Here is a 24,397-nt window from a genome sequence, read left to right as displayed (position 1 = left end):
TGCTGGCCTTCGGCGGGCCGCGCGAGCCCGGCGGCGGCGTGTCGAGCGTGCCCTCTCAGTCGCCTCTCAGTCGGTACGGTCAAACTGGTCGCATGCGCATTCTGGTAGTCGACGACGATCGGGCCGTCCGCGAGTCCCTGCGCCGGTCACTCACCTTCAACGGCTACTCCGTCGACCTGGCGGTGGACGGAGTCGACGCGCTCGACAAGGCGACGAGTCAGCGGCCCGACGCGTTGGTGCTCGACGTGATGATGCCGAGGATGGACGGCCTCGAGGTCTGCCGTCGCCTGCGTAGCACCGGCGACGATCTTCCGATTTTGGTTTTGACTGCCCGTGATTCGGTGTCCGAGCGCGTTGCCGGACTCGACGCCGGCGCCGACGATTATTTGCCGAAACCCTTCGCGCTGGAAGAATTGCTCGCGCGTTTGCGCGCGCTACTGCGGCGCACGACCGCCGATCCCGGAGAGGTTTCGGAGGCAATGACGTTCGCCGATTTGTCGCTGGATCCGGTGACCCGCGAGGTTTCTCGCGGTGCGCGCGCGATCAGCCTCACCCGCACGGAGTTCTCGTTGCTGGAAATGCTGATGGCCAATCCCCGCCGGGTGCTGACCCGTAGCCGCATCCTCGAGGAGGTCTGGGGATACGACTTCCCGACCTCCGGCAACGCGCTCGAGGTCTACATCGGCTATTTGCGCCGCAAGACCGAGGCCGAGGGTGAGTCGCGGCTCATCCACACCGTCCGCGGTGTCGGCTACGTGCTGCGGGAGACGCCCCCGTAGGGGGGAAAGGCCATGGCACGAACAGTTCCCAAGCGGCCCGTGGTCGCCGGTCTCGGACAGCGCCCACCCGACCCGGCCGAGATGCGCCCGCCCATCCCGCTCACCCGCTCGGTCTCGCTGCGCTGGCGCGTGACGCTGCTCGCCGCCTCGGTGGTGGCCATCGCGGTCGCCGTCACCTCGATCGCGGCGTACGCGCTCGTCGCCCGCGCGCTCTACGCCAACGTCGACACCGAGCTGCGCAGCAGAGCCAAAGCGGTGACCGCCATCGACCCGTACGGGTTCAATCTGCAGAACCTGGCGCTCGCGACGGCGTTCTACCCCGACACCGGCATCGTGCTGATCTACCCCGACATCGGCCCGTATTCGGTTCCGCAGGCGACGATTCCGCCGGTCGGGGATCAGGAGATGGCCGTCTTCCACGGGCAGCTGAGCTCGTCGCTGCGCACGGTCGCCAACCAGCGCGTGCTCGCCATGCGCACGAATGAGGGTGCGACGCTGGTGATTTCGCAGCGGCTCGAGCCGACCAGGAACGTGCTGGACCGGCTCGCGTGGTTGCTGTTCGTCGTCGGCGGCTGCGGCGTCGTGCTCGCGGCGGCGGCAGGCACCGCGGTGGGCCGCACCGGGTTACGCCCCATCGGGCGGCTGACCGCCGCGACGGAGCGCATCGCCCGCACCGACGACCTCACCCCCATCCCGGTGACCGGCGACGACGAACTTGCCCGGCTCACCGAGAGTTTCAACGCCATGCTGCGCGCGCTCGCCGAGTCGCGCGACCGCCAGCGCAGGCTGGTCGCCGACGCCGGGCACGAACTGCGCACCCCGCTCACCTCGCTGCGGACCAACACCGAGCTGCTCATGGCCTCCAGTCGCCCTGGCGCGCCGCGGATTCCGGACGAGGACATGGCCGAGCTGCGCTCGGACGTGATGGCACAGATCGAGGAGCTGTCGAACCTCGTCGGCGACCTGGTCGACCTGGCGCGCGAGGACGCGCCCGAAACCGTCTACGAGCGAGTCGATCTCGGCGACGTCACCGAGCGGGCGCTGGAGCGGGCGCGGCGACGCCGCGGCTCGGTCGAGTTCGTCTCGACGGTCCGGCCGTGGTTCGTCTACGGCCACGAGGCCGGGCTGGAGCGGGCGATCCTCAACGTGCTCGACAACGCCGCGAAGTGGAGTCCGGCCGGCGCCCAGGTGTATGTCGAGATGCGCGAGACCGGACGGGGTCTGCTCGAGCTGACCGTCGACGACGCCGGGCCCGGCATCCCGCAGGCCGAGCGGGAGTTGGTGTTCGAGCGCTTCTATCGGACCACCGCCTCGCGCTCCATGCCCGGCTCCGGTCTCGGGTTGGCGATCGTCAAACAGGTCGTGACGAAGCACGGCGGGACGATCACCATCGAGACCTCCGCTCGCGGCGGCGCGCGGATCAGGATCGTGCTGCCGGGCGAGGCGGGCAGGCCCGCGGAGTCCGAGATGCTCGGGCAATGAGAATGCGTACGCTGATTGCCTGAAGCGGGTGGGTCGGGGTAACCAGCCTCGACGAGGCCGCGGCCGATGGGCCGGCAGGTCTCGGGTAATTGAAAGCACGGTCTCAGTCCGCTCTCAGTAGTCGTCGTCAAGCTTGTCGGCAGACGCTGAGGAGAAACGAGGAGTCCATGACCGAGGATTCGAAGGACCGGCGGGACGAGCCGGAAACGGCGAACGCCGCGCCGGATCAGCCCAATCCGACCGATCAGATCCCGGCCGCATCGACGGGCCACGCGGGCGCGCCGTACGGAGCGGGCTACCCGCCATCGGGGTACGGGCCGTACGAGGCGCCGCACCAGCCGTATTCGACGCAGCAGTATCCGCCGCCGCACCAGCACACCCAGCCGTTCCCCGGCCACGAGTACGGCGCCCCGTTCGAGCACGGGCAGCCGGGCCACGGACAGCAACCCCAGGGCGCCCCGCTCGGCGTGCGGCAGGAGCCGCGTCGCCCGGTGCGCACCGGCCTTGTTCTCGGCGCGGTCGCGCTGGCCCTGGTCAGCGGCGGCGTCGGCGGCGCGGTCGGCGCGCTGGCCACCCACTCCGACAACGGACGCCCGGCGGTCACCAACGCGCTCGACCAGCCGAAGCCCAACGTCAACAACGTCTCCAACGCGCCGGCCGGCTCGACCCAGGCGGTCGCCCAGAAGGTGCTGCCGAGCGTGGTGATGATCAAGGTCGCCAGCAGCCGCGCCGAGGGCGAGGGCTCCGGCGTCATCCTGTCCTCCGACGGCCTGATCCTCACCAACAATCACGTGGCCTCCGGCGGCGGGCCGAACGTGAAGATGGAGGTCATGTTCTCCGACGGCAGTACCGCCCCGGCCACGCTGGTCGGCGCCGACCCGGTCTCCGACCTCGCGGTGATCAAGGTCAGCGGCAAGACCGGGCTGACCCCGATCGAGCTCGGCTCCTCGGCCAACCTTCAGGTCGGTCAGCCGGTCATCGCGATCGGCTCGCCGCTCGGCCTGGCCGGAACGGTGACCACCGGCATCGTGTCCGCGTTGAACCGTCCCGTGTCCACCAGCGGCGAGAGCGATCAGCAGAACCCCGCCGCGGTGAACCCGGTGATCGACGCGGTGCAGACCGACGCCGCGATCAACCCCGGCAACTCCGGCGGCGCGCTGGTGGACGCCACCGGCAAGCTCATCGGCATCAACACGGCCATCGCCACGCTCGGCGCCAGCGAGATGGCCGGCGGCCAGAGCGGCTCGATCGGCCTCGGCTTCGCCATCCCGGTCGATCAGGCGCGCCGGGTCGCCGACGAGCTGATCAAGACCGGGCACGCGACCTACGCGCAGATCGGGATCAGCGTGTGGCGTCAGCCCGACGGCCAGCAGTCGGTGCTGGGCGCGAAGGTCCGCGACGTGGTGCCGGACGGCCCCGCCGCGAAGGCAGGCATCCCGGGCGGTGTGATCGTCACCAAGGTCGACGACCGCCCGATCGATTCGGGGAACGCGCTCGTCGCCGCGGTCCGCTCGCACCAACCAGGAGACAAGGTGAAGGTCACCTACACAGATGATCAAGGCAAGAATCCGAAGACCGTCGAGGTGACCCTCACCGGCGCGCCCGCGGACGGGGGTAGGTGATGCGGGTGCTCCAAGGTGGCTTGACGCCGCTGCTCGACACCGCCGCAGAGGTTCTCGGCGCAGACGCTACGGTTAGCACCATGGAAATCGATGCTCCGGTGGCGGGGCGTGCTCTGGTGGTGGTCGTCGACGATCGAACGGCGCATGGAGGTGTTGACTCGCTCGGGCCGCTGGTCACCGAGCTGCTCACCGAGGCAGGCTTCCTGGTGGACGCGTCGGTCTCCGTGCAGGCCGACGAGGTCGAGATCCGTAACGCGCTCAACACGGCGGTGATCGGCGGCGTCGACCTCGTCATCTCCGTCGGCGGCACCGGCATGTCCCCGCGCGACGTGACCCCCGAGGCGACCTCGCAGGTGCTCGACCGCGAGCTGACCGGTATCAGCGAGGCGCTGCGCGCCTCCGGCCGGGTGGCCGGCTCGCTCGACGCGGGCCTGTCCCGCGGCGTCGCCGGCATCTCCGGCAGCACCCTGGTGGTGAACCTGCCCGGCACCCGGGCCGCCGTCCGTGACGGTATGGCGACGCTCGGCCCGCTTGCCAGCAAGGTTATCGGCGAGCTCTCCGGATTGGTCGAATAATTACGGTTTCCGGTTCTTCCGACGACATCCCTCGTCCGGCCGCTCGCCGGGCGAGGGATGCGGCGCGTCTGGCCGAGATCTTCGGCGACGCCCTCCCAGACACTACGAGCGACGAACGCGGATACGACTCCGAGAACGAGTCCTCCAGCGACGATTGGCTGCGTGCGCAGAAGCCGCCGCATCACGGTTGATTGCCCGAAATCTACGTAGTTGCTACGTATCGAGAAGTTGGCTCGCCGTAATTTACTTGTGATTGTTTCACATCGGTGTTTTTCTATCGTTATTTGTACGGTGCTGTCCCGTAATCGGCGGCTGGCGCTTTGGCGACTTCGCCGGCACCGGCCGGTCGGTTCCACTGTCTCCACCAATGCGTTTGCGCACGTCGCGAGATGTTTGCCTCGGCAGGATTGTGACCTACATCACATTGATCTTTACGAAACCTCGCGTTGCAGCGCCGTTACCTAGCGTTTAATGTTCGCACGAGCCACCCACACTGGACTTCATGGGCCCGGGTGCGGCACGTACGCGTCGACCCGGCGGAACCTGGCTCGGTTCCGGTCGCCAGCCGGAGCGTCACGCCGAACTGAATAGCCGGTTACATATCGGCAACAAAGGCGCGACAAACTGAGCTGGGCCTGCGAGGACCACCTGTGCAACCTCGATGGTCGAGGTTGACTGTTTGAACCTGATGAGGGGAAGTATGAGCGAGAACCGCACCAACGGTCTGCGCCGCGGTGCCCGCGTCGCGGGCGTCGGCGCTGCCGCTGCCGTGGCCATGGGCCTGCTTTCGACCGGCGCCGCCAATGCCGATGTTTTTGTACCGTTGCCGGACGGACAGAAGCTCGGCCCGGGCGTGACCATCACCCGTACGGGTGAGCATGCCGTCGTGTCGCCGTCGCTCGCGGCCAACGGCGCCGGCCGTGTCGTCTGGGTCTCCGGCAACGCCTCCGCCGATGTCACCTCCACGCCGGAGGGCAAGGTCGGCCCCTGGAACGGCCCGAAGAACAGCCCCGGGAGCAACAACTCCTCGACGCACGGCACGTCCCAGATCAACACTGGCTACATCGTCGGCTGTCAGGTCAGCATCGCCGATGACGCGATCAGCCTCGGCGTCTCCGCCAGCGTCGATCTCACCAAGGGTGGCCTCGGCGGCTCGGTCGGCCTCAACCTGGGCCCCGGAGACGTGAAGTTCGTGCAGATCGAACTCAAGGACATCACCAAGCCGGGTACCTACTCCGTCGAGTACCAGGATGTCGAGATGGAGATCCAGGGTTGCGCGGGCTACGCCCAGGCCCGCTCCTACACCGTTGTCGAGATCATCGGTAACGACTACTCGAAGACCACCCTTTACGGGATGCCGTTCAGCATTGGCTGACGACTGTCGACTGTCGAAAACTCTTCTCGCTGAAACGAACTCAACCCCTGAGGGATTCACAACATGATCAACCGTAAGAATGTGGCGCGGGCAGCTGGTGTCTGTGCCGCCGCCACCATGGCTCTCGGCCTGTTCTCCACCGGTGCCGCCAACGCGGACACCTTCGTCGCGCTGCCGGGCGGCGAGATCACCAAGACGCTGTCCGACGGCACCGTCGTGACGGTGCGTCTGGTCAACGAGTCGGCCAACATCAACCCGTCGCTCGGCTCGACCCCGGTGCACCGCAACGCGTGGGTCTCCGGTTCGGCGCGCGTCGAGGTCTCCGGTGAGGGCGCCACCGGCGGCAAGATCCGCCCGGGCTACGTGGTCGGCTGCCAGGTCAACATCGACGGCGGCGGCGCGACCGCCGGCGTCGAGGGCAGCGGCCAGTGGGACGGCCAGAGCGGCAGCATCGGCGCGAACGGCGGCGGCAACCTGTCGCTGGGTCCGGGCCAGGCGACCTCGTTCTACCTGCTCGACCGTGAGGTGGCCGACGACTACGGCAACGAGGATCACTCGACCACGCTGACGTTCAAGGGCACCAACGGCTCGGTCACCTGGGCCGACTCGACCATCGGCCTGACCGGCTGCGGTGGCTACGCGCAGGCGCGGGCCTTCGTGAAGGTCAAGGTCGAGACCGACAACGTCATGTCCTACGTGACACTGTGGGGCCAGCCCTTCAGCATCGGCTGACGCCGAAAAACCAACTCGCACAATCTGAGCGGGCTCGTCGCTACGGCGACGGGCCCGTTCGGTGTTGCCGCCTGTCGCTGTTGAACCTAGGGGTCGACCTTCATGCTCAACCGTAAGAAACTGACGCGGCCGGCCGGGCTCGGGGCCGCCGTCGCCGTCACGATGGGTTTGTTCTCGACCGGCGTGGCCGACGCCGATATCGTCATTCCGCTGCCGGGCGGCGAGACCGCCAAGACGCTGGCCGACGGCACCGTGGTGACCGTGCAGCTCGTCGACGAGTCGGCCGAGATCGGCCCGACCCTCGACGCCCCGCCGCACCATCGCAGCGCGCGGGTCTCGGGTCGGGCGCAGGTCGAGATGGCGGGATCGCAAGGCGGACAACGCGGCTCGATCTTCCCGGGCTATGCCGTCGGCTGCGCGGTGGACATCGCCCAGGCCGTCACGGGCGATCTGACCTTGGCCGGAGACGCGAACGACGGCGTCGCCACCGGCCGCGATCTGACGCTCGCTCCCGGCCAGGCGAAGTCGTTCTACGTGCTGGACCTGGAGCAGGACGACTACTTCGGCAGCGCGGAGTACAAGACGCGCAATCAGTTCGAGGGCAGCAGCGGCTCGGTGAGCTGGACGGGGGAGAGCATCGACCTGTCCGGCTGCGACGGGTACGCGCAGGCGCGCGCGTTCGTCAGCGTCAGCGTGGAGACCGACTCGATCGTCACGTGGATGACGCTGTGGGGCAAGCCGTTCATCATCGGCTGAGGCCGAAAACCAACTGCGGCAAGGAAACAGGCTCGTTGCCATCGCGACGGGCCTGTTTCGCGTTCTCGCACAGGCTCGTTCGGTACTCGTGTGTTCCATTCGGCGCGGCGCTCGCGCATGCGTGAACATCTCAGTGGAAGACCACGGTGAGGGCTGTCTGCAGGGACGCGGCCGCGACGGCGGCGGCGTGTTCGGCGTCCATCGCGACCAGGACCACCCGTTCCTTGGCGGCCCGCCCGTCGCCGGGGCCGGACACCAGCACCACCGCGGCATCGGTGGCCAAGGTCCGGGCGGGCCGCGAGCCCTGCTCCTCGCCGCCGACCACGTCGACACGGTCGCCCGCGCGCAAAATCTCGGCGACGGCGGTGTCGGCGGGCCGGATCGGCACGATCCGCGCGTCGCGGGCGCCGGACGCGACGGCGGCCAGGCGTGAGCCGACGACGCGCAGATCGGTGAATATCTCGCCGCCGCGCATCGCCCCGGTCAGCGTGGCGCCGAGCAGGGTCGACGGATCGCGCACGACGCCGTCGGGCAGTGCCGAGGCTTCGCGGGGAGCCGCGCGCAGATCATCCGCCTCGAGGATGTGTCCCGGCGCGAGATCGCGTCCGGCGACCACGACCGAGGTGCGCCGCGCGCCGGGATCGCCGCGAAGGAACAGCACCGCCGCCGCCAGAACAAGGCCGAGGGCGAGCAGGCGCCGCGCCAGCAGGCTGTCGGCCCAGGGCGGTCGGTGCCAGGCCCCGAAGCGGAGGTCGCCGCCGCGACCGAGATCGGCGAATGAGCGAGTCATGACCGGATCCTATGGCGGCGAACACACCTCGCCCGGCCGGGAAACGACTAGCTGTGGATAACTAAGTGCCTGGGGATAACTCGTCGAATTAGCTGGCCACGGCGGTGCTGGCCGCCGTGCTGCTGCCGGTGGACGAGCTGGAATCCGAGCTGGACGACGACGTCGAGGAGCTGGACTCCTTAGAGCCGTTGTCGGACTTCGCGGGCTCGCTCGCCGTGGACGAGCCGTTGCGGCTGTCGGTTCGGTAGAAGCCGCTGCCCTTGAACACGATGCCGACCGAATTGAACAGCTTGCGCAGCTTCCCGGAGCACTCCGGGCACACCGTCAACGCATCGTCGGAAAAGGACTGAACGATGTCGAAGCGGTTATCACACTGGGTGCACGCATACGAGTAAGTTGGCACAGCATCCTCCGCGAGTTTCGTCATCTGGCACTCTACAGCCGACAGTGCCAACGTTGCCAATCCGCCTTTCATTCCACGGCGTGATCTTCGCCAAGTCGTTGCAGGCCGCCACGCGGAGTCAGCGCCCAGGCCATTCGCCGATCGTGCGGTTCCTCCGGTAGCCGCGGCACCAGTTCGTCGTCGCCCACCACCGCGACCAGCCGCGCGTCCGGCCGTGCCGCGGCCAGCGTCCGATCGTAGTAGCCCGCCCCGCGCCCGAGCCGGACTCCGCGCCGGTCCACCGCGAGCGCCGGCACCAGGATCAACTCGGCGGAGCGGATCGCGGACACCGGCAGCGTCTCGCCGGCCGGTTCGAGCAGGCCGAACCTGGCGCGCCGCAGGCTCTCTCGCCCGGTGTACTCCGCCCAGTTCAATGGCCCCGGCGGCCCGGTGACCGGCACGAGCACCCGCGCGCCCGCGACCCGCAGTGCGTCCAGCAGCCCGGTCGAGCCCGGCTCACCGCGTACCGGCACGTACGCGCAGACCCACTCGCCGACGTCGAGCCCGTCCACCGCCGCGGCCAGCGCGAGCGCGTCCGCCGCGTACTCCTCGGCGGTCTTCGCCGCCCGTCGCGCAAGAATTTCGGTGCGCCATGCATGTTTATCGCGCTCACCGGGCATGTCCATGGCGATCACCATAGGCTGACCGGGATGCCGGTCGGCTCGACGCCGAGTCAGGGGCTGTGACGATGGATAGGGTATGCGCATGACAGCAAAGGCCGGACAACCCGGCGACGCCACACCGGCTTCGTGCTTCCGCACGGCAGTTGTGCCCGCCGCAGGGCTCGGAACGCGGTTTCTGCCCGTCACCAAGACGGTGCCGAAGGAACTTCTCCCGGTGGTCGACACCCCCGGCATCGAGCTGGTGGCGGCCGAGGCCGCCGAGTCCGGCGCCCAGCGCCTCGTGCTCGTCACCTCGCCGGGCAAGGACGGCGTGGTCGCGCACTTCGTCGAAGACCTCGTGCTGGAGAGCACCCTCGCCGAGCGCGGCAAGTTCCAGCTGCTGGAGAAGGTGCGCAAGGCGCCGGGTCTGCTCGACGTCACCTCGGTGGTGCAGGAGGAGCCGCTCGGCCTCGGCCACGCGGTCGCGCAGGCGGAGTCGGTGCTCGATGACGACGAGGACGTCATCGCCGTGCTCTTGCCCGACGATCTGGTGCTGCCGTCCGGGGTGCTGGATGTGATGTGCCGCGTGCGCAAGAAGCGCGGCGGGACCGTGCTGTGCGCCATCGATGTGCCCAAGGAAGAGGTCAGCGCGTACGGCGTGTTCGATGTGGCGCCCGTGCCGGACGCGGTGAATCCGAATGTGCTGCGGGTCAAGGGCATGGTGGAGAAGCCCGCGCTCGCCGACGCACCGTCCACCTTCGCCGCCGCGGGCCGATACCTGTTGGACCGCGCCATCTTCGACGCGCTGCGCCGAATCGAGCCCGGTGCCGGCGGCGAGCTGCAACTCACCGACGCCGTCGCGCTGCTGATCGCCGAGGGTCACCCGGTTCATGTTGTGGTGCACCGTGGGTCGCGCCACGATTTGGGCAACCCGGGCGGCTATCTTCGTGCTGCGGTCGATTTCGCTCTGGAACGCGACGAATACGGCCCCGCCCTTCGGGAGTGGCTGGAGCATCGGCTCGGACCCGATTGGAATCCGCAGCTGACAACCGACGACTGAGGCGTCGGGTTTCGTCGGGAGTGGGCCGTCGGGTACCAATGATGGTTCACCGTGCGGGGGCGCGCCTCCGGCCGTAGCTCGCGGGACCGCGGAGGGCCAGAGCGCGCCGCCGACGACGTTGGCGTGCGCCGAATGGGTTGTGCCGGGCGAAGTTCGCGCGGTGGAATCGAATGGCGTGCGGAGAGATCAGGGAAGGGCTGGATGCGCTCGGTTGAGGATCAGCAGATCAAGGTGACCGCCGCGGCGGTCGCGCCTCGGCCGGTCCGGGTCGCGATTTCCGAGGCCCAGGGGCTGCTGTGCGCCGAGGACGTCGTCACCGAACGACCGTTGCCCGGCTTCGATCAGGCGGCCATCGACGGTTACGCGGTGCGCAGCGTCGACGTGGCCGCCGCGGGCACCGACATTCGCAACGAGGACGACGAACTCGTCGATCTCACCCTGCCGGTGGTCGGCGAGGTGATCGCCGGATCGCGCCAGCCCATCCGGCTGCAGCCGCGCCAGACCGTCCGCGTCGACACCGGCGCTCCGCTGCCGACGCTCGCGGATGCCGTGCTGCCCCTGGACTTCACCGACGGTGGCCGCGCGAAGATCAAGATCTACGAGCCGGTCCGCTCCGGCGACTATGTGCGGCGCATCGGCGACGATGTGCAGCCCGGCGACGTCGCGGTGCGCGCGGGCACCATCATCGGCGCGGCCCAGGTGGGCTTGCTGGCCGCGGTCGGGCAGGACAAGGTGCTCGTGCATCCGCGGCCGCGGCTCTCGGTCATCTCGGTCGGCGGCGAGCTCATCGATATCGACCGCACCCCCGGCCCGGGTCAGGTCTACGACGTCAACTCCTATGCACTCGCCGCCGCGGCCAGGGACGCGGGCGCCGACGTGAATCGGGTCGGCATCGTCAGCGCGGACCCGCGCCAGCTGCGCGACGTGGTCGAGGGACAGCTGGTGCGCTCCGAGGTCGTCGTCATCGCGGGTGCGGTCGGCGGCTGGGCCTCGGAGCAGGTTCGCGAGGCGCTCGAGGGGCTCGGCGAACTCGAAATCGCCCGCGTCGCCATGCATCCCGGCTCCGTGCAGGGTTTCGGGCGGCTCGGGCGCGACGAGGTGCCAACGTTTCTGCTGCCGTCCAATCCGGTCGGCGCGCTGGTCGTCTTCGAGGTCATGGTGCGTCCGCTGATCCGAATCGCGTTGGGGCGCAGGCATCCCATGCGCCGGATCATCATGGCGCGCACCATCACGCCGATCAGTTCCATGGCAGGACGCAAGGGATACTTACGGGCACAACTCATGCGCGACGAAACCACCGGCGACTACCTCGTGCAACCGCTCGGCGGCGGCGCCGGCGCCTCGTCGCACCTGCTCGCCACGTTGGCCGAGGCCAACAGCTTGATCGTGATAGACCCCGACGACACCGAGATCCGCACCGGTGACGAAGTCCGGGTCGCTTTTCTCGCACAGCGCGGCTGAGGCATGACGGCGATGAGCGTGTTCCGGGTGACGCAGCATCCCGGCTGGCCCGCGCGCCTCGGCCCGCTTCGCGTCCCCGCCGGGGAGGTGACCCTGCGGCCGGTGCGTCTGCGCGACGCCGCCGCGTGGAGCCGAATCCGCTTGCAGGACAGGGCGCATCTGGAGCCCTGGGAACCCACCGGCCGCGGCGCGTGGGAGGCGCGCAACCACGCGTCCAACTGGCCGTCGCTGTGGTCGAGCCTCAAGGCCGAGGCTCGGCGCGGCGCGATGATTCCCCTGGTGATCGAGGTGGACGGCGCCTTCAGCGGGCAACTGACCGTCGGCAATATCGTGCGCGGCGCGCTGCGTTCCGGCTGGATCGGCTACTGGGTCGCCAAGGATCTCAGCGGCCAGGGCGTCGCCACCGCGGCGCTCGCGCTCGGACTCGACCACTGCTTCGGCCCGATCGGCCTGCACCGGGTCGAGGCGACCGTGCGGCCGGAAAACCTGGCGAGTCAAGCGGTCTTGCGCAACGTGGGCTTCCGCGAGGAGGGTTTGCTGCGCCGCTACCTCGACGTCGACGGCGCCTGGCGCGACCACCTGCTGGTCGGCCTCACCGTGGAAGAGGTGATGGGCACGGTCGTCGACCGGCTCGTTCGCGAGGGCCGGGCGATCCTGCCCCGATAATCGTGCAATACGGACACGCCCGGCGCATCCGACGCGCGGAAGAATTGGTGGCTTTGTGACAGGTGTGGCGTGTGTGCACGGCGCGCCTGCCGTATCCCGACGCGTCACGGAATTAACCTACGGACGTCGGAGGTGCGCCCTGCATCCTCGGCAGGGAGCCTGCGAGGCGACCGGCGTCCACGCCACAGCGGCGGACGGACGCCGGGCGGACGCGGGGCGTGCTGCGCACCGCTCGCCGGCCGAACGGACCAAACCAGGCCGGGACGGAGGTGCTGACCACGATGCCGAACTCGATTCTGTGGATCGGTCTCGTCGTGCTCTGGGTCTTCGTCCTGTTCCCCATCCTCGCCGACCGGCACCCGAGAATCCGGCGGACCACCGACGCCGCCCTCGCCACCCGCGTCCTCGTGCGCGGAGATTCCAAGCGGCGCACCAAGAAAGGGCCGGCCGCGGGCCACGAAACCGATCCCAACTGGCGGCCCCGCCGCACACAGAGAAAGCATGCCCACAGCGATGATGCGGAGGACCGGATGACAACACCGGCCGACGAACCAGTCACCGAAGGCGACCTACCGGCGCTCACCGAATCCGCGGCATCCCAACCCGATTCCGAACCGGCCGAGGTCTCGCTGGATGCCCACGACGCTGATGTCGAGCCGGCCGAGGACGACGAGGTTGTCGAAACGGTAAGTGCCGAAGGGGAATCCGTCGACGCGGACGCCTCCGGCGACGAGCAGCCGCTCGACGAAACTGAGCTGGGCGATGACGAGGTCGGCGACCAGCGCGCCGAACCGGCGGCCCGCATCCCACCCGCGCCCTCCACCGCCCCCGCACGCGTCACCCACGACTACCTCGGCGACGACGACTCTCGCGGCCACGACGACTACGACGACTACATCCCCACCCGCCGTGGCCGCGGCGGCTTCGACCCCGAAGCCGACGCCATCGCCCGCGCCGCCCGCTACACCTTCCGCCAGCGCGCCGTCCTCGGCCTCGTCCTGGCCGGCCTGCTGTTCGGCGGCCTCGCCGTCGCCATGTCACCCCACTTCTGGTGGGGCTGCGGCCTCGCCTCCGTCGTCCTCGTCGCCTACCTCACCTACCTGCGCAAGCAGGTCCGCATCGAAGAGGACATCCGCCGCCGCCGCGCCGCCCGCCTCAGCCGCGCCGAACAACTCGGCCACCAGCCCGCCCACCGGAACCCCCACGCCGCCCGCGCCGCCATGGACCGCGACACCGCCCGCGCCCTCCGCCGCCGCTCCTCCCTCCTCGAGGTAGACGACGAAGACCCCTCCTTCGACCACCTCGACCCCTTCGACCCCGCCACCGCCCGCGCCCTCCGCGACCGCACCGGCGGTGGCGACATGCGTCGCGCGGCAGGCGAATAGTTCCTCCACAAAACCCCAGCTCACCCGCCCGATTCGGAGTCTCGCCGCAACCTTTGCTACAGTGACACAGCGCGGTTCCCCGGAGCCGCACGGGGCTATAGCGCAGTTGGTAGCGCGTCTCGTTCGCATCGAGAAGGTCAGGGGTTCGATTCCCCTTAGCTCCACCAATCGTGTCATTGCACGAACCGACTCCATTGGGGCTGGTACCGCGGAAGCGGTACCGGCCCCAATGTCGTTTCCGGGTTGGGGGATGCGGAAGGTGGGGACCAGACGGTCGGGGCCGGTGATGGCGACATGGGCGACGAGGGTCTCGATGAGTGCTTTGGCTTGGGTTCGGGTGCCCGTGGCGATGATTTCGGCGATGCCATCCAGGGTGGAGGGTTCCGGGGCGATGGGTGCGCTGGCAAGGGTGATGGTGAGTTCGTCGCGGCGGGTGGCGAGCTGGGCTGTCTGGGTGCGCAATTCGCTGAGCCTTCCGGCGAGGAGTTCGGGATCGAGAGTGCCGTTTTCGAAGGCGTTCAGGTACCGGTCGATCGCCTGCTGGGCTTTGGTGAGCTCGGCGACGACAGCGTCCAGTTCGATGCGGGTGTCACTACTGGAATCTTGGTGGCGTCGCTGCTGGGCGGTGATGGCTTGGCTGATCAGGTCGTGTCGGGTGCGGTAGAACTTGCCCAGGGCTTCGAGGACGGCCGCGTCGACGGAGTCGGCATCGAGTCGGGTGAAGTCGCACTTGTCGGCGTCGTAGCGGGCGCGATTGAAGCAGGTGTAGTAACGGTAGGTGCGGGAGCGGCCGGTGGCACGGGTGCCGCTCATGGCGCGCCCGCATCGCGGGCAGCGCAGGCGGCCGGTCAGCAGGTAGTCGGACGAGTTCGCGGCGCGGTGGGCGTGGGATTCCCCGCGCGCTTCGAGAACTGATTGGGCGTGGTCGAAGATGTCGGCGTCGATGATGGCGGGGTGGGTGTCGGTGACGGTGGTGCCGCGGAAGGTCAACTCGCCGAGATAGATCCGGCCGTTGAGGATCCGCAGGATGTGGTGGCCGGACCATTCGCGGCCGGTGCTGGCGCGATGCCCACGCGTATTCAGCTCCGCGGCGACGGCGCGAGCACCGAGAAGTTGTCGGGCGTAGAGGTCGAAGATCATGCGCACCACCACCGCTTCGGCTTCGTCCGCGACGAGGGTCTGAGTAGCCTTGTCGACCCGGTAGCCGTAGGGCCGTTTGCCGCCCTTCCATTTGCCTTTGGCTGCTTTGCGTTCCATGTCTGCGATGACGCGGTCGATGATGGTGTCGCGTTCGAATTGAGCGAACATTCCCAGCATCTGCACCAGCATGCGACCCATGGGTGTGGAGGCGTCGAATGGTTCTGTGGCGGAGCGGAACACGACCTTGGCCCGGTCCAGCTCGTCGAGCAGCGTGACCAGGTCGCGCAGGCTGCGGGAGAAGCGGTCAACCCGATAGACCACGAGCACATCAATGACCCCGGTACGTGCTGCTTGCAGGGCACGCTGCAGGCCGGGCCGTTCGGTGCTTGCGCCGGAGGCGTCGTCGGTGAGGGACGTCGTGTGTCGCCAGCCCGGTTGGGAATCGATATGGGAGTCCAGGCAGGCGTCCTGGGCTTCGATGGAGTAGGGCTGGTTCTCTTCGGTTGTGGAGCGGCGGGTATAGGTGCCTACCCGCACATCCTGTTCCCATGCGGCAGTGTTGGTGGGGATACGCGAGGATTTCTTGGTGCCTGCATGCTGCCGGTCCTTCCCATTGATACACGCTTCTCGTAAAGGTGGATATCCGAAACAACCTGTGACGGCACACAATTCGAGTGCGGGATTCGGTCCGGTATGTCGCCGGTCCTATTGTCCCTCGACCGGTTTTCGAATGTGTTGGTGTGGCGGGTATTTCGGTAGCCGCGTGTCATGCGGCGTTCCGTTCGCCGTTGTCGGTGTGGTGACGGTGGGTCCATGCAGTGAGGAGGTCGGCCAGGAGGGTGACGGCCTGGTCGTGTTGGGTGGTGGTGAGCGCTTCGGTGTCGACTCGGTCGATGTGCCAGCGCTTATGGGCGCGGTCCCGAGCAGGCGGCTTGGCGGGTTCTGTACCGGTCGGGGCGTGTTTTCCGGGTGCGGGACGTTCCATCGGGGCTCCTGTGGGATGTTCGGCGTTTGGAGTGGCGTCACCCTGTACTGGCAGGAGAACCCGCGTTTATCCGCGTCCGGGAACGGAATTGATGCAATTCCGTGTTCCGTGGTCAAAGTTCGGCATCAATCACGGGATCCGCTGGGTTCCGGCGTATAGGGGGTGTCGCGCCTGTTACCTGCCAAGAAGGGGCCCGATTTCGACCTTTCAGTACGAAACGGTTCAATAACGATCGGTGTCGCCGCAGGAAAGCGCCCCAGGGGCGATTGTCTTGTCCCTGGGGCGCTTTGGATGCGGTCACGGCGGTGGGCGACTCCTATCGCCGGTTGACCAGCCCGGTCTGGTCCTGTCCATCGTTACTGGCGGTGGTGTATTTGGTGTCGGTGTCTGTGCAGATCACGTCGGTGATCTTGACGAGTGCCGGGATATCGTCGGGTTCGAAATGGTCTGCGCTCGGCGCGATCACGCCGTTGGCGTGCTCGCTGTAGGCGAGGTTCATCAGGCGGTTGATCACCGCGCCGCCGGGTCGGTCCGGGTCGCCGTAGTACACCAGGATCACCGACCACCCGCGCTCCGCGGCAAGCGCGTGGATCCGCGGGGCCGGTGTCTACCAGCTGGCCGATTTCTATGTCGCCTATCAGCCCGCACCGGAGCTGGTGTGGATGGTTGCGGGCCGGGCGGTGAACGAGGGCTATGAGGCCGACGACCCGTACGTGATCGCGTGCAGTGCCTGGGCGATGGTGCAAGCCTTGCGCGATTCCGGGCGGTGGGAGGAAGCAATCACGTTGGCCCGCAATGCGATCGACCAGATCAGCCCCTTCCTCGGCCGCGAAGACACTCCCGACGATTGGCACGGCATCGTCGGAGCTCTGGAATTCGAGATCGCCTACGTCCACGGCCGGCGGGGCCGCTCCGGCGACGCCTGGCGCGGCCTCGAACAAGCCGACCGCATCGCCCAACAGCTCGGCCCGACCTATCGGCACGTGCAGACTAGCTTCTCCCAGCCGATAATGGCCGCGCACGCAACGACTCTCGGCGTGGAACTTCGCCAGCCCGGCGAGGCATTGCGCGCGGCCCGCTCCGTCGACACCGACCGCATCGTGTCTGTGCCCCGCCGCGGCCGTCATCTCATCGAGGTCGCTCGCGCGTACATGCAGCGCGACGAGGACACTGCGGCGCTCGCGATGCTGGTGAAGTCGGAACAGACTGCACCCGAGACGATCCGCTACAACGGATTCGCCCGCGACATGCTCTGTGACTTGCTGAAGAAACCACCGACGGGCATGCACGCCGATATCCGCGAACTGAGCCAGCGGGTCGGCGTCCGCGTTTAGTGGGAGTACGAGACCCTGGTGGAAGTCTGGAAGCGCGCAGACGCGGTTGAAGCAAAGTCAGACGGAGTTATCGACGGCTGGCTGCATCCCCTGTCCGACTACCGAACTTCGCGGCGACCTGCAAAGAGCCGTGGTGAGGGTGTGGCATCTACGGCGGGGTAGTCCTCCCTGCCTCGGTACACAAACGCGGTCGAGTTCAACCGGAGGGTGTTTGCGTGCTTCCACATTAGGAGGCATTGAACAACCTGCTCGTTCTGGAAACGCACTGTGCAGCAAGGTTATTACATACAGGTGCAGGGCCAGGTGTGACCGGTCCGACCACATGGGCGGCTGGGCGGACAACTCAACGTTTGATTGCGACGATCTCAACGGTGGCGCCCATACCCTGAAGAGCGGTAGCTGCTTGGAGCAGCGAGACCTGAGCGAAGGCGAACAGTGAGCCGACGGTGATGGGCTTACCGCCTTTTAGGAGAATCGCGAAGACGACGGTTGGCGCCCTGAGTGCATTCGTGACCACGCCGTCCGAGTTGGTCTTGGCGAGAAGGGCGAGGAACTTCTCGCGTACTTGTGCGTCATAGCGGAGCGTCTCGATGGAGACTCGACCCTGAGCGAAGAGATGGTTGAGATCGGCGGTGCTCTTGTCTGCTTTTTTTACATGGATAAGCTGGCCTTCGGGTCCGAGGAGGTCACAGATCTCAAGCCCACCGCCCCTGAATTTCTTGGTACGGACGGTCTTCTTATCGAGCAGCGTGTACGCGGGGTGCTTGGCGGCCTGCTCGTTGTACCAGCCCTCGTCCTTGCCCTTTGGCCACGGCGGCAGAACTATCTTGGTAGGACGGTCAAGGAGTTCCTGGATGCCGTCCTCGATTGCTTTGAGGTATTCCTCGCCAACCTCGTACCAGGTGCCCTGCCAGTAAAAATAGTGGACTGGTGCCTCGACGACCTCGGCCGTCAACCAACGGTGGGCGGCCACCCTGCGGCTGACCGGATCCTCCGCTGCCGGGTCGCTAAACATCTGAACCCGCATCTCCTTGAGCGTCTTCAGGCGGCTTCCCGCCGGTAGGTCACGGACGACGGCTAATAGGTGGTCCAGTTCCAGCTCATCGACGGTTTCCTCTATCGCCCCTTTTGAGACGGTGAATGTGTCAGCAAATCCGAAGTAGTCCACGCATTCGTTCGGCGCGCTCAAAGCCACGCGGTGGGCGTCCGAATCCGCCAGCATCTCGTCGAGCTTGGCGTCGAGATGCTGCACCAGATTGGTCTTGCCTCGGCCATTGAGGGAACGGACACGGGCCACGAGGTCGAAACCGGGCAGCGGCTCTAGTCTTTCGCAAACGTCCTCGATGGCTCGAAGGTCGCTCAGAAGCTCTGCCGGGGTCCGGGCAAGAGGAAGCTTGATCGAGTTGTCGCTTCCCGTGATTCGAGCAGAGCGGCTTCCATCGCGAGAGTAGGTGAGGGGGATGTCAAGAACGCTTCCCGTAATCCGGCTGACGATGTCACCGAACCGTTCGACACCGAAACCGCGGATATGCTCGCCGCGTGTTGCTGTGTTCTCATCGGTACGGCCGCGTGCGTCCATGAGGTGGTGGCGCACCAGAGTAATGCTGTTCTCGTCCAGGCAGCGGATTGCGAACGCGAGGCCGAAGCCCGAATCCAGCCGGGCCGAATCGATCATCAGGTGGCCCATGCCGTAGGTGAGTGCGTAGACGAAACGCCGAGTGCGGACCAGTAGAAGTCCAGCAGCTGTGCGGTTCTCCTCGTGTGTAGCGAGGCCAGTGAGAGACTCGGCGACCTCACACCAACCGGTACGACCGCGGGCGATTGTGCCCGTCGCCAAGAGGCCTTGAAGGCCGTCATGGTCGAAGGGGGCGGCCGTAAACCCGTCTCGGGTCAAGTACGACTCGGCGAGAACCGTGTGTAGATCGAGGTCAGGCCCCTCTGGGGTCCGGATGCGGTACAACGATGCCTTGTGAGTAGTGGGTGGCTGCTTGGTGCGGGCCATCGGTGGCGTCACCTTTCGCCGAGGAACCGGCATGGTCGATGGGAACGGCTCGAACAAGGAAGAGCGAGGAATGAACGTCGACGACCACCGGGGACAATGGCTCACGATGGTGACGCGATCATCTTGGCAGATATCCGTTAGCGCCGTCAACGGGTTCACAGATTTACGTCCTGGAGCAGGGCGTGTACTCTAGCTCCCATGTCTGAAGAGGAAATTGCTTCAGCGCCCGTGATCACATCTGCGCAGATCGCTCGACTTGCAGGTGTGACCAGGGCCGCCGTCGCAAACTGGCGACGACGGTATGAGGACTTCCCCGCACCCGTGAGCGGGGTCGCAACGGGCCCACTTTTCCCGCTCTCTGAGGTCGAGAAGTGGCTCGCTGGCCAGCGGAAGGGGCGTGGCACCTCACCGGAAGTTGCCCTCTGGCAGTCTCTGAGGTCCGCGTATGGCGACGACATGACCGGCGCACTTGTCAGGATCGGGTCTGCACTTAGCGGAGGCGGAATTGAATCCGGGGTGCTGCCGGACGAGTTGTCCAGCACCGTAGAGCAACTCCTTGATGAGCGGTCGGCACCACATCTCTTCGAGGATCTGATTAGTCGATACGTTGCGTCAGTCAGCCGGGCCGGCGCCCATGCCGTCTCGCCGCCGAGACTTGTTCGTGCTTTTGCGAACTTCGCTGGCACAGTGGACGGTTCGGTGTACGACCCTTCCTGTGGCATCGGCTCCGTACTGCTCGCTGTAACAGGCGATCGCACAACCCAGATTGCTGGTCAAGACGTCAACCCGGCCCTTGTGCGCCTGGCGGAACTGCGCCTCGGCTTTGCCGACGGTCCCCCATCTCGATTCAAGACCGGAGACTCACTGCGAGACGACGGTATCCAAGATATGCGAGCCCAACTCGTTGTATGTAATCCGCCGTTGGGCCAATCCGACTGGGGGCGCGAGGATCTACTGCTTGACCCACGCTGGGAACTCGGCGTGCCACCGCGTGCTGAAAGCGACCTCGCTTGGCTTCAGCACTGCTATTTCCACACCGCTCCGGGTGGCCGCACACTGATCGCATTGCCGCCATCTGCCGCCTATCGCCGAAGTGGCCGCCGAGTCCGCACTGAGCTCGTTCGGCGAGGTCTCCTCGTGTCGGTTGTCGCGTTACCTGCTGGCTTCGCGTCCAACCACAACCTGCCTACACTGCTGTGGGAACTCCGCCGCCCTGCCACGCAGGGCGAAGAAGTCCGCTTCGTACGGATGGTCGACCTCACAGCAAATGACCCAGACTGCTCTCTCGATCCGGCGCCGGAGCAAGTCACGGATGTACCTCTGATAGATCTACTCCGCGACGAAGTTGATCTGAGCCCAAGCACGTATGTCGTTGCAGTCAAGCCTGATTACCCGGCAGAGTACGCAGCGCTACGCCGAGCTCTTGAACGGCAGTTACGTGAACTTGTCTCGCTGCTCCCAACCCTGCCCGCTGGCCCAGGCACGGGGACGATAGACGAGTCGGCAGTCGTGAACGTCAGCGACCTCATCCAAGCGGGACTGGTAGACCTCAAAGGGCAGGAGGCGATCTCGACCAGCGATCAACTCGACACCGACTATCTGCGCGGGTTTCTACGCAGCGCTGGAAATATCCGCCGCAACACCTCGATCACTGGAACTCACCGCATGGACTTGCGTGGTGCTCAGCTGCCACAGATGGACATCGAACAACAGCGCCTGTATGGCGCGGTCTTCCGCGGATTGGATGAGTTCGAGCGGGGGATCAAAGAGATAGCCAAAATAGCCGACCAGGCTGCCCGGCTGGCCTACGACGGACTAACTAACGGCGCGCTCGCGCCGGACACGACACTGGAAGGTGGCAAGTGAGGAAGACCAATCAGGAGTTGGCCGACTTTATCTGGTCGATCGCCGACAAGCTGCGCGGGGACTACAAGCGCTCCGAGTACGCGAAGGTCATACTGCCGCTCACTGTGCTTCGTCGGCTTGATTGCGTATTGGAGGAGAAGGGCACGCGCCAGGCAGTGCGGGATCGTGCTGAGTCGTATCCGGGGGAACGCCCGCACAAACTACTCCGCGGCGTAGCCGACTTGCCCTTCTATAACGTGTCAAAGCAAGACTTTCGAACCATCGGTAACGATGACAAGAACGTCTATCTCAACCTCAAGGACTTCATCCGGGGTTTCTCCCCCGAAGCCACCGAGATCATCGACCGCTACGATTTCCACATCCAGATCGAACGTCTGAACGACGCCGGTCTGCTCTACCAGGTCGTGCAAAAGTTCTCTGAGATAGATCTAAGCCCGCAGCGAGTCAGCAATCACGATATGGGCTATGTATTCGAGGAACTCATCCGCAAGTTCGCGGACGCGTCGAACGAGACCGCTGGTGAGCACTTCACTCCGCGTGAGGTCGTCGAACTGATGGTCGAATTGCTGCTGGGGCCCGACGATGCGGCGTTCGTCCGCCCCGGGCAGGTTGCCGACATTCTTGATCCAGCCTGTGGCACCGGCGGCATGCTCGCTGCAGCCGACGAGCACATAAAGAAGATTAATCCCAGTACCCGAGTCAACCTTCACGGGCAGGAAATAAACGCCGAGTCGTACGCTATTTGCCGCTCAGACTTGCTGTTGAAAGGGCATGTAGCGGACAACATCCGCTTCGGTAATTCATTCACCAGCGATTGGTTCGACGGCGCCAAGTTCACATACATGCTGGCCAATCCGCCCTTCGGGGTCGAGTGGACGAAGTCGGAGGATGCGGTTAGGGATGAATATAAGCAGAAAGGCGATGCCGGACGCTTCGGTGCTGGCCTCCCGCGTATTAACGACGGATCATTCCTCTTCCTCCAGCACATGCTACACAAGATGAAGCCAGTGACCAGGAACGAAAAAGGCGAGTTGGACGGGGGCTCGCGTATCGCTGTTGTCTTCAACGGCTCCCCTTTGTTCTCCGGTGGCGCCGGCTCTGGAGAGTCCGAGATCCGACGCTGGATCCTAGAACATGATTACCTGGAGGCGATCGTTGGCCTGCCAGACCAGCTCTTCTACAACACCGGAATCGTTACGTATATCTGGATCCTCTCCAACCGCAAGACCAAACAACGCAAGGGTAAGGTTATTCTTCTCGATGCCCGGGGCGAATGGGTTAGGCGCCGGAAATCCCTTGGCGAGAAGCGAAAGGAGATTTCGGAGGAGCAGATTCGCCATATCTGTGCGATGTATCGCGACGCGGAGCATATCGCAGCGGACGAAAATCATCCTGATAACGCGAAGATAAAGATATTCCGCAACGAGGAGTACGGCTACAAGCGCATCGTTATCGATCGCCCTCTCAAGCTTCGTTTCGAGGTTACTGAGGATACCTTGGCTGAGCTGGCCGAGTCTGCCGCCCTTGGAAAAATCCTTGGCGACAAGACGACCGACCGACAAGAATTGGTTATGCGAAGGCGAGAATTTACGGCTGCGCTCGAACCGCTGATCGGTCAAACGTGGCCGACGAAAGCAAAAGCATGGGATGCCCTGCATCAGGCTGTCACTGCATCCGGTCTACTTTGGCCCTCATCATCCTCTTTTCAGAAGGCGCTGCGAGATGCTGTGGGTGTTCGCGATGCTAAAGGTGAAGTGCAGTACGTGAAAGGCAAGCAGCCTGAGCATGACCCTGACCTGCGCGATGCGGAGAACGTCCCTCTGGAGCGAGACATTGACGAATATCTGGAGACTGAGGTTAAACCGCATGCCAACGATGCGTGGATCGCTGAACTCAAGAACCCGAAGACTAAGCTGACCGAACGCTACAAGATCGGATATGAGATCCCGTTTACCCGTCACTTTTACGTTTACGAACCACCCCGCCCGCTTGTGGAAATTGATTTGGAGTTGAATTCGCTTGAGGATGAGATCCAGATGCTGCTTGGTGAGGTGACTGCATGACGATCGCTCATTCGATCTGGGGCACCCGGCGTTTGAAGCTGCTGACAACAAAGATCGGAAGCGGCAAGACTCCGTCGGGCGGCGCCGAGACCTACCAGGATTCGGGCGTTATATTCCTGCGTAGTCAGAACATCCATTTCGACGGTCTTCGCTTGAATGATGTCGCATATATTGACGAAGACGTCCATTGTGAAATGCGTGGAACGCGAGTGATGCCAGGGGATGTCCTGTTGAACATCACGGGAGCCTCTCTCGGTCGTGTCACGAATTTCCCTGAGGGGCTCGGGGAGGCGAACGTTAACCAGCATGTGTGCATCATACGCCCGAGTGAAATTGTTGATTCAAAATTTCTTTCTTACGCTTTGGCGTCGCACCCTTCTCAGGGTCAGATTCTATCAATGCAGGTGGGGGGGAATCGTGATGGGCTCAATTTTGAACAAGTTGGTCGTCTTGAGATCCCTGTTCCGGAGATCGAGTCTCAGCGCCGAATCGCAGATTTCATCGATGCTGAAACCGCCCGAATTGATAAGTTGGCTACCCTACGGCGGGAGGCGCTGGCGCTACTGGCAGAACGTGAGATGGCTGTGAGGGACAGTCTTGTTGACGGCTTGGCCCAGAAGTTTGGCGAAGTCCCACTGCGTCGGTTCATAACTCGAATTGACCAGGGGGCGAGCCCACAGTGCGAGTCATATCCGCGCGATGGCACCGAATGGGCAGTGCTGAAGCTTAGCTCTATCAAGCGCGGGCGCTTCAACGCAGAGGAAAACAAGCGGCTACCATCCGATATGAAGCCGAATTCTGAGCATGAGATCAGGCAGGGAGATTTGCTGGTGACTCGCGCAAATACTCCGCAGCTAGTGGGTGATGTCGCGGTAGCGTCCGGTGATATTAAGGGCCTGCTGCTTCCTGATCTGATTTATCGTATCACTCTTGATTCTCGACTCAGCTCCGAGTATGTGGCCCAGATCGCATTGAGTGGCCGTATTAGGACCCTGATTGAATCTATTGCACGCGGATCATCGCAATCCATGGTAAAACTGCGCGGCGAAGATATTCGAGAGTGGCTGATTCCTGTGGCGGATGAAGAGCAACAGGAGTCTTTTATTCGAGAGGCCAAGCGGTGCGCTTCGGCTACGGATCGAGCGGCGAACGCAATTCGTCATCAGCTGGATCTCCTCGCAGAGCGTCGACAGACGCTGATTACTGCTGCCGTCACAGGTCAACTTGACGTGACGACTGCCCTTCGCGCCACAGCGTAAATCTCGCCGCTAATCCCCGAA

General features: G+C 65.3%; 21 protein-coding genes, 1 tRNA gene and 1 pseudogene. 16 read left to right on the top strand and 7 right to left on the bottom strand.

The window, feature by feature from the left end; all coding sequences use genetic code 11:
• The first annotated feature begins 92 nt into the window (after window positions 1-92).
• From ON39_RS28465 to ON39_RS28435, 7 genes are all read left to right on the top strand, one after another.
• On the top strand, window positions 93-779 hold the full coding sequence (locus ON39_RS28465) for a response regulator transcription factor (protein WP_040738984.1): 687 nt from the start codon (window positions 93-95) through the stop codon (window positions 777-779).
• A gap of 12 nt (window positions 780-791) precedes the next feature.
• Window positions 792-2,261, top strand: coding sequence for a HAMP domain-containing sensor histidine kinase (locus ON39_RS28460; RefSeq protein WP_040738983.1), 1,470 nt, complete (start codon window positions 792-794; stop codon window positions 2,259-2,261).
• 167 nt (window positions 2,262-2,428) lie between these two features.
• Complete coding sequence (locus ON39_RS28455; protein WP_083894741.1) at window positions 2,429-3,883, top strand: trypsin-like peptidase domain-containing protein; 1,455 nt, start codon at window positions 2,429-2,431, stop codon at window positions 3,881-3,883.
• A gap of 80 nt (window positions 3,884-3,963) precedes the next feature.
• Window positions 3,964-4,458 (top strand): MogA/MoaB family molybdenum cofactor biosynthesis protein, encoded by a 495-nt coding sequence (locus ON39_RS28450; protein ID WP_040739017.1) that lies wholly within the window; start codon window positions 3,964-3,966, stop codon window positions 4,456-4,458.
• A 700-nt stretch (window positions 4,459-5,158) separates the two neighbouring features.
• On the top strand, window positions 5,159-5,833 hold the full coding sequence (locus ON39_RS28445; RefSeq protein ID WP_040738982.1) for an MspA family porin: 675 nt from the start codon (window positions 5,159-5,161) through the stop codon (window positions 5,831-5,833).
• Window positions 5,834-5,896: 63 nt separating this feature from the next.
• Complete coding sequence (locus ON39_RS28440; RefSeq protein WP_040738981.1) at window positions 5,897-6,565, top strand: MspA family porin; 669 nt, start codon at window positions 5,897-5,899, stop codon at window positions 6,563-6,565.
• Window positions 6,566-6,667: 102 nt separating this feature from the next.
• A complete protein-coding gene (locus tag ON39_RS28435) occupies window positions 6,668-7,321 on the top strand; it encodes an MspA family porin (protein ID WP_040738980.1) in 654 nt (217 codons plus the stop codon).
• A 130-nt stretch (window positions 7,322-7,451) separates the two neighbouring features.
• On the opposite strand, the gene ON39_RS28430 is transcribed toward ON39_RS28435, so the two are convergent.
• The 3 genes from ON39_RS28430 to ON39_RS28425 all read right to left on the bottom strand — a co-directional run bounded on the left by ON39_RS28430 (window position 7,452) and on the right by ON39_RS28425 (window position 9,179).
• Entirely contained in the window at window positions 7,452-8,111 is a 660-nt protein-coding gene (locus ON39_RS28430) for an SAF domain-containing protein (protein ID WP_040738979.1), read from the bottom strand.
• 88 nt (window positions 8,112-8,199) lie between these two features.
• Window positions 8,200-8,514, bottom strand: coding sequence for an FmdB family zinc ribbon protein (locus ON39_RS47625; protein WP_083894744.1), 315 nt, complete (start codon window positions 8,512-8,514; stop codon window positions 8,200-8,202).
• 68 nt (window positions 8,515-8,582) lie between these two features.
• Window positions 8,583-9,179, bottom strand: a complete 597-nt coding sequence (locus ON39_RS28425) for a 5-formyltetrahydrofolate cyclo-ligase (protein WP_040739016.1) — start codon at window positions 9,177-9,179, stop codon at window positions 8,583-8,585.
• A 79-nt stretch (window positions 9,180-9,258) separates the two neighbouring features.
• Here ON39_RS28425 and ON39_RS28420 point away from each other — a divergent pair, with 79 nt between their 5' ends.
• The 5 genes from ON39_RS28420 (at window position 9,259) to ON39_RS28400 (ending at window position 13,894) form a co-directional block, all read left to right on the top strand.
• Window positions 9,259-10,215 (top strand): UTP--glucose-1-phosphate uridylyltransferase, encoded by a 957-nt coding sequence (locus ON39_RS28420; RefSeq protein ID WP_040739015.1) that lies wholly within the window; start codon window positions 9,259-9,261, stop codon window positions 10,213-10,215.
• A 201-nt stretch (window positions 10,216-10,416) separates the two neighbouring features.
• Window positions 10,417-11,676 carry a molybdotransferase-like divisome protein Glp gene (gene glp / locus ON39_RS28415; RefSeq protein WP_040738978.1) on the top strand — a complete coding sequence of 420 codons (1,260 nt, stop codon included), beginning with the start codon at window positions 10,417-10,419 and terminating at the stop codon, window positions 11,674-11,676.
• A 12-nt stretch (window positions 11,677-11,688) separates the two neighbouring features.
• Window positions 11,689-12,342: a GNAT family N-acetyltransferase gene (locus ON39_RS28410; RefSeq protein WP_085998278.1), complete on the top strand. Its 654-nt coding sequence runs from the start codon at window positions 11,689-11,691 to the stop codon at window positions 12,340-12,342.
• Between the two features lie 281 nt (window positions 12,343-12,623).
• Window positions 12,624-13,727, top strand: coding sequence for a divisome protein SepX/GlpR (sepX, locus tag ON39_RS28405; RefSeq protein ID WP_040739013.1), 1,104 nt, complete (start codon window positions 12,624-12,626; stop codon window positions 13,725-13,727).
• A gap of 91 nt (window positions 13,728-13,818) precedes the next feature.
• Window positions 13,819-13,894 (top strand) — tRNA-Ala (locus ON39_RS28400).
• A 565-nt stretch (window positions 13,895-14,459) separates the two neighbouring features.
• Here the strand turns inward: ON39_RS28400 and ON39_RS51545 are convergent.
• The 3 genes and pseudogenes from ON39_RS51545 to ON39_RS46215 form a co-directional block, all read right to left on the bottom strand.
• Window positions 14,460-15,404: pseudogene (locus ON39_RS51545) on the bottom strand (recombinase family protein); the annotation flags it as partial.
• 229 nt (window positions 15,405-15,633) lie between these two features.
• On the bottom strand, window positions 15,634-15,852 hold the full coding sequence (locus ON39_RS28385; protein ID WP_040738975.1) for a hypothetical protein: 219 nt from the start codon (window positions 15,850-15,852) through the stop codon (window positions 15,634-15,636).
• 316 nt (window positions 15,853-16,168) lie between these two features.
• On the bottom strand, window positions 16,169-16,411 hold the full coding sequence (locus tag ON39_RS46215; protein ID WP_110293393.1) for a hypothetical protein: 243 nt from the start codon (window positions 16,409-16,411) through the stop codon (window positions 16,169-16,171).
• 121 nt (window positions 16,412-16,532) lie between these two features.
• On the opposite strand from ON39_RS46215, the gene ON39_RS28380 reads away from it, so the two are divergent.
• Window positions 16,533-17,186, top strand: a complete 654-nt coding sequence (locus tag ON39_RS28380; protein WP_157195525.1) for a tetratricopeptide repeat protein — start codon at window positions 16,533-16,535, stop codon at window positions 17,184-17,186.
• A 343-nt stretch (window positions 17,187-17,529) separates the two neighbouring features.
• On the opposite strand, the gene ON39_RS28375 is transcribed toward ON39_RS28380, so the two are convergent.
• Window positions 17,530-19,188, bottom strand: a complete 1,659-nt coding sequence (locus ON39_RS28375; protein WP_051187259.1) for a DUF6119 family protein — start codon at window positions 19,186-19,188, stop codon at window positions 17,530-17,532.
• Window positions 19,189-19,386: 198 nt separating this feature from the next.
• Here ON39_RS28375 and ON39_RS28370 point away from each other — a divergent pair, with 198 nt between their 5' ends.
• Genes ON39_RS28370 through ON39_RS47615 form a run of 3 tightly spaced genes read left to right on the top strand, consistent with a single transcriptional unit; the run spans window position 19,387 to window position 24,376 of the window.
• Window positions 19,387-21,054 (top strand): N-6 DNA methylase, encoded by a 1,668-nt coding sequence (locus tag ON39_RS28370; RefSeq protein WP_040738974.1) that lies wholly within the window; start codon window positions 19,387-19,389, stop codon window positions 21,052-21,054.
• On the top strand, window positions 21,051-23,117 hold the full coding sequence (locus tag ON39_RS28365) for a type I restriction-modification system subunit M (protein ID WP_040738973.1): 2,067 nt from the start codon (window positions 21,051-21,053) through the stop codon (window positions 23,115-23,117). The genes ON39_RS28370 and ON39_RS28365 overlap by 4 nt, the downstream gene beginning before the upstream one ends.
• Window positions 23,114-24,376 (top strand): restriction endonuclease subunit S, encoded by a 1,263-nt coding sequence (locus ON39_RS47615; protein ID WP_083894739.1) that lies wholly within the window; start codon window positions 23,114-23,116, stop codon window positions 24,374-24,376. Before ON39_RS28365 ends, ON39_RS47615 begins: the two co-directional genes overlap by 4 nt.
• The last annotated feature ends 21 nt before the right edge of the window (window positions 24,377-24,397 follow it).

It is taken from the genome of Nocardia tenerifensis NBRC 101015 (genome assembly GCF_000308715.1).
In the GTDB taxonomy this organism is placed as follows: domain Bacteria; phylum Actinomycetota; class Actinomycetes; order Mycobacteriales; family Mycobacteriaceae; genus Nocardia; species Nocardia tenerifensis.
Note: the sequence above shows the minus strand (reverse complement) of the source record. Positions and strands in the feature narration are given on the sequence as shown.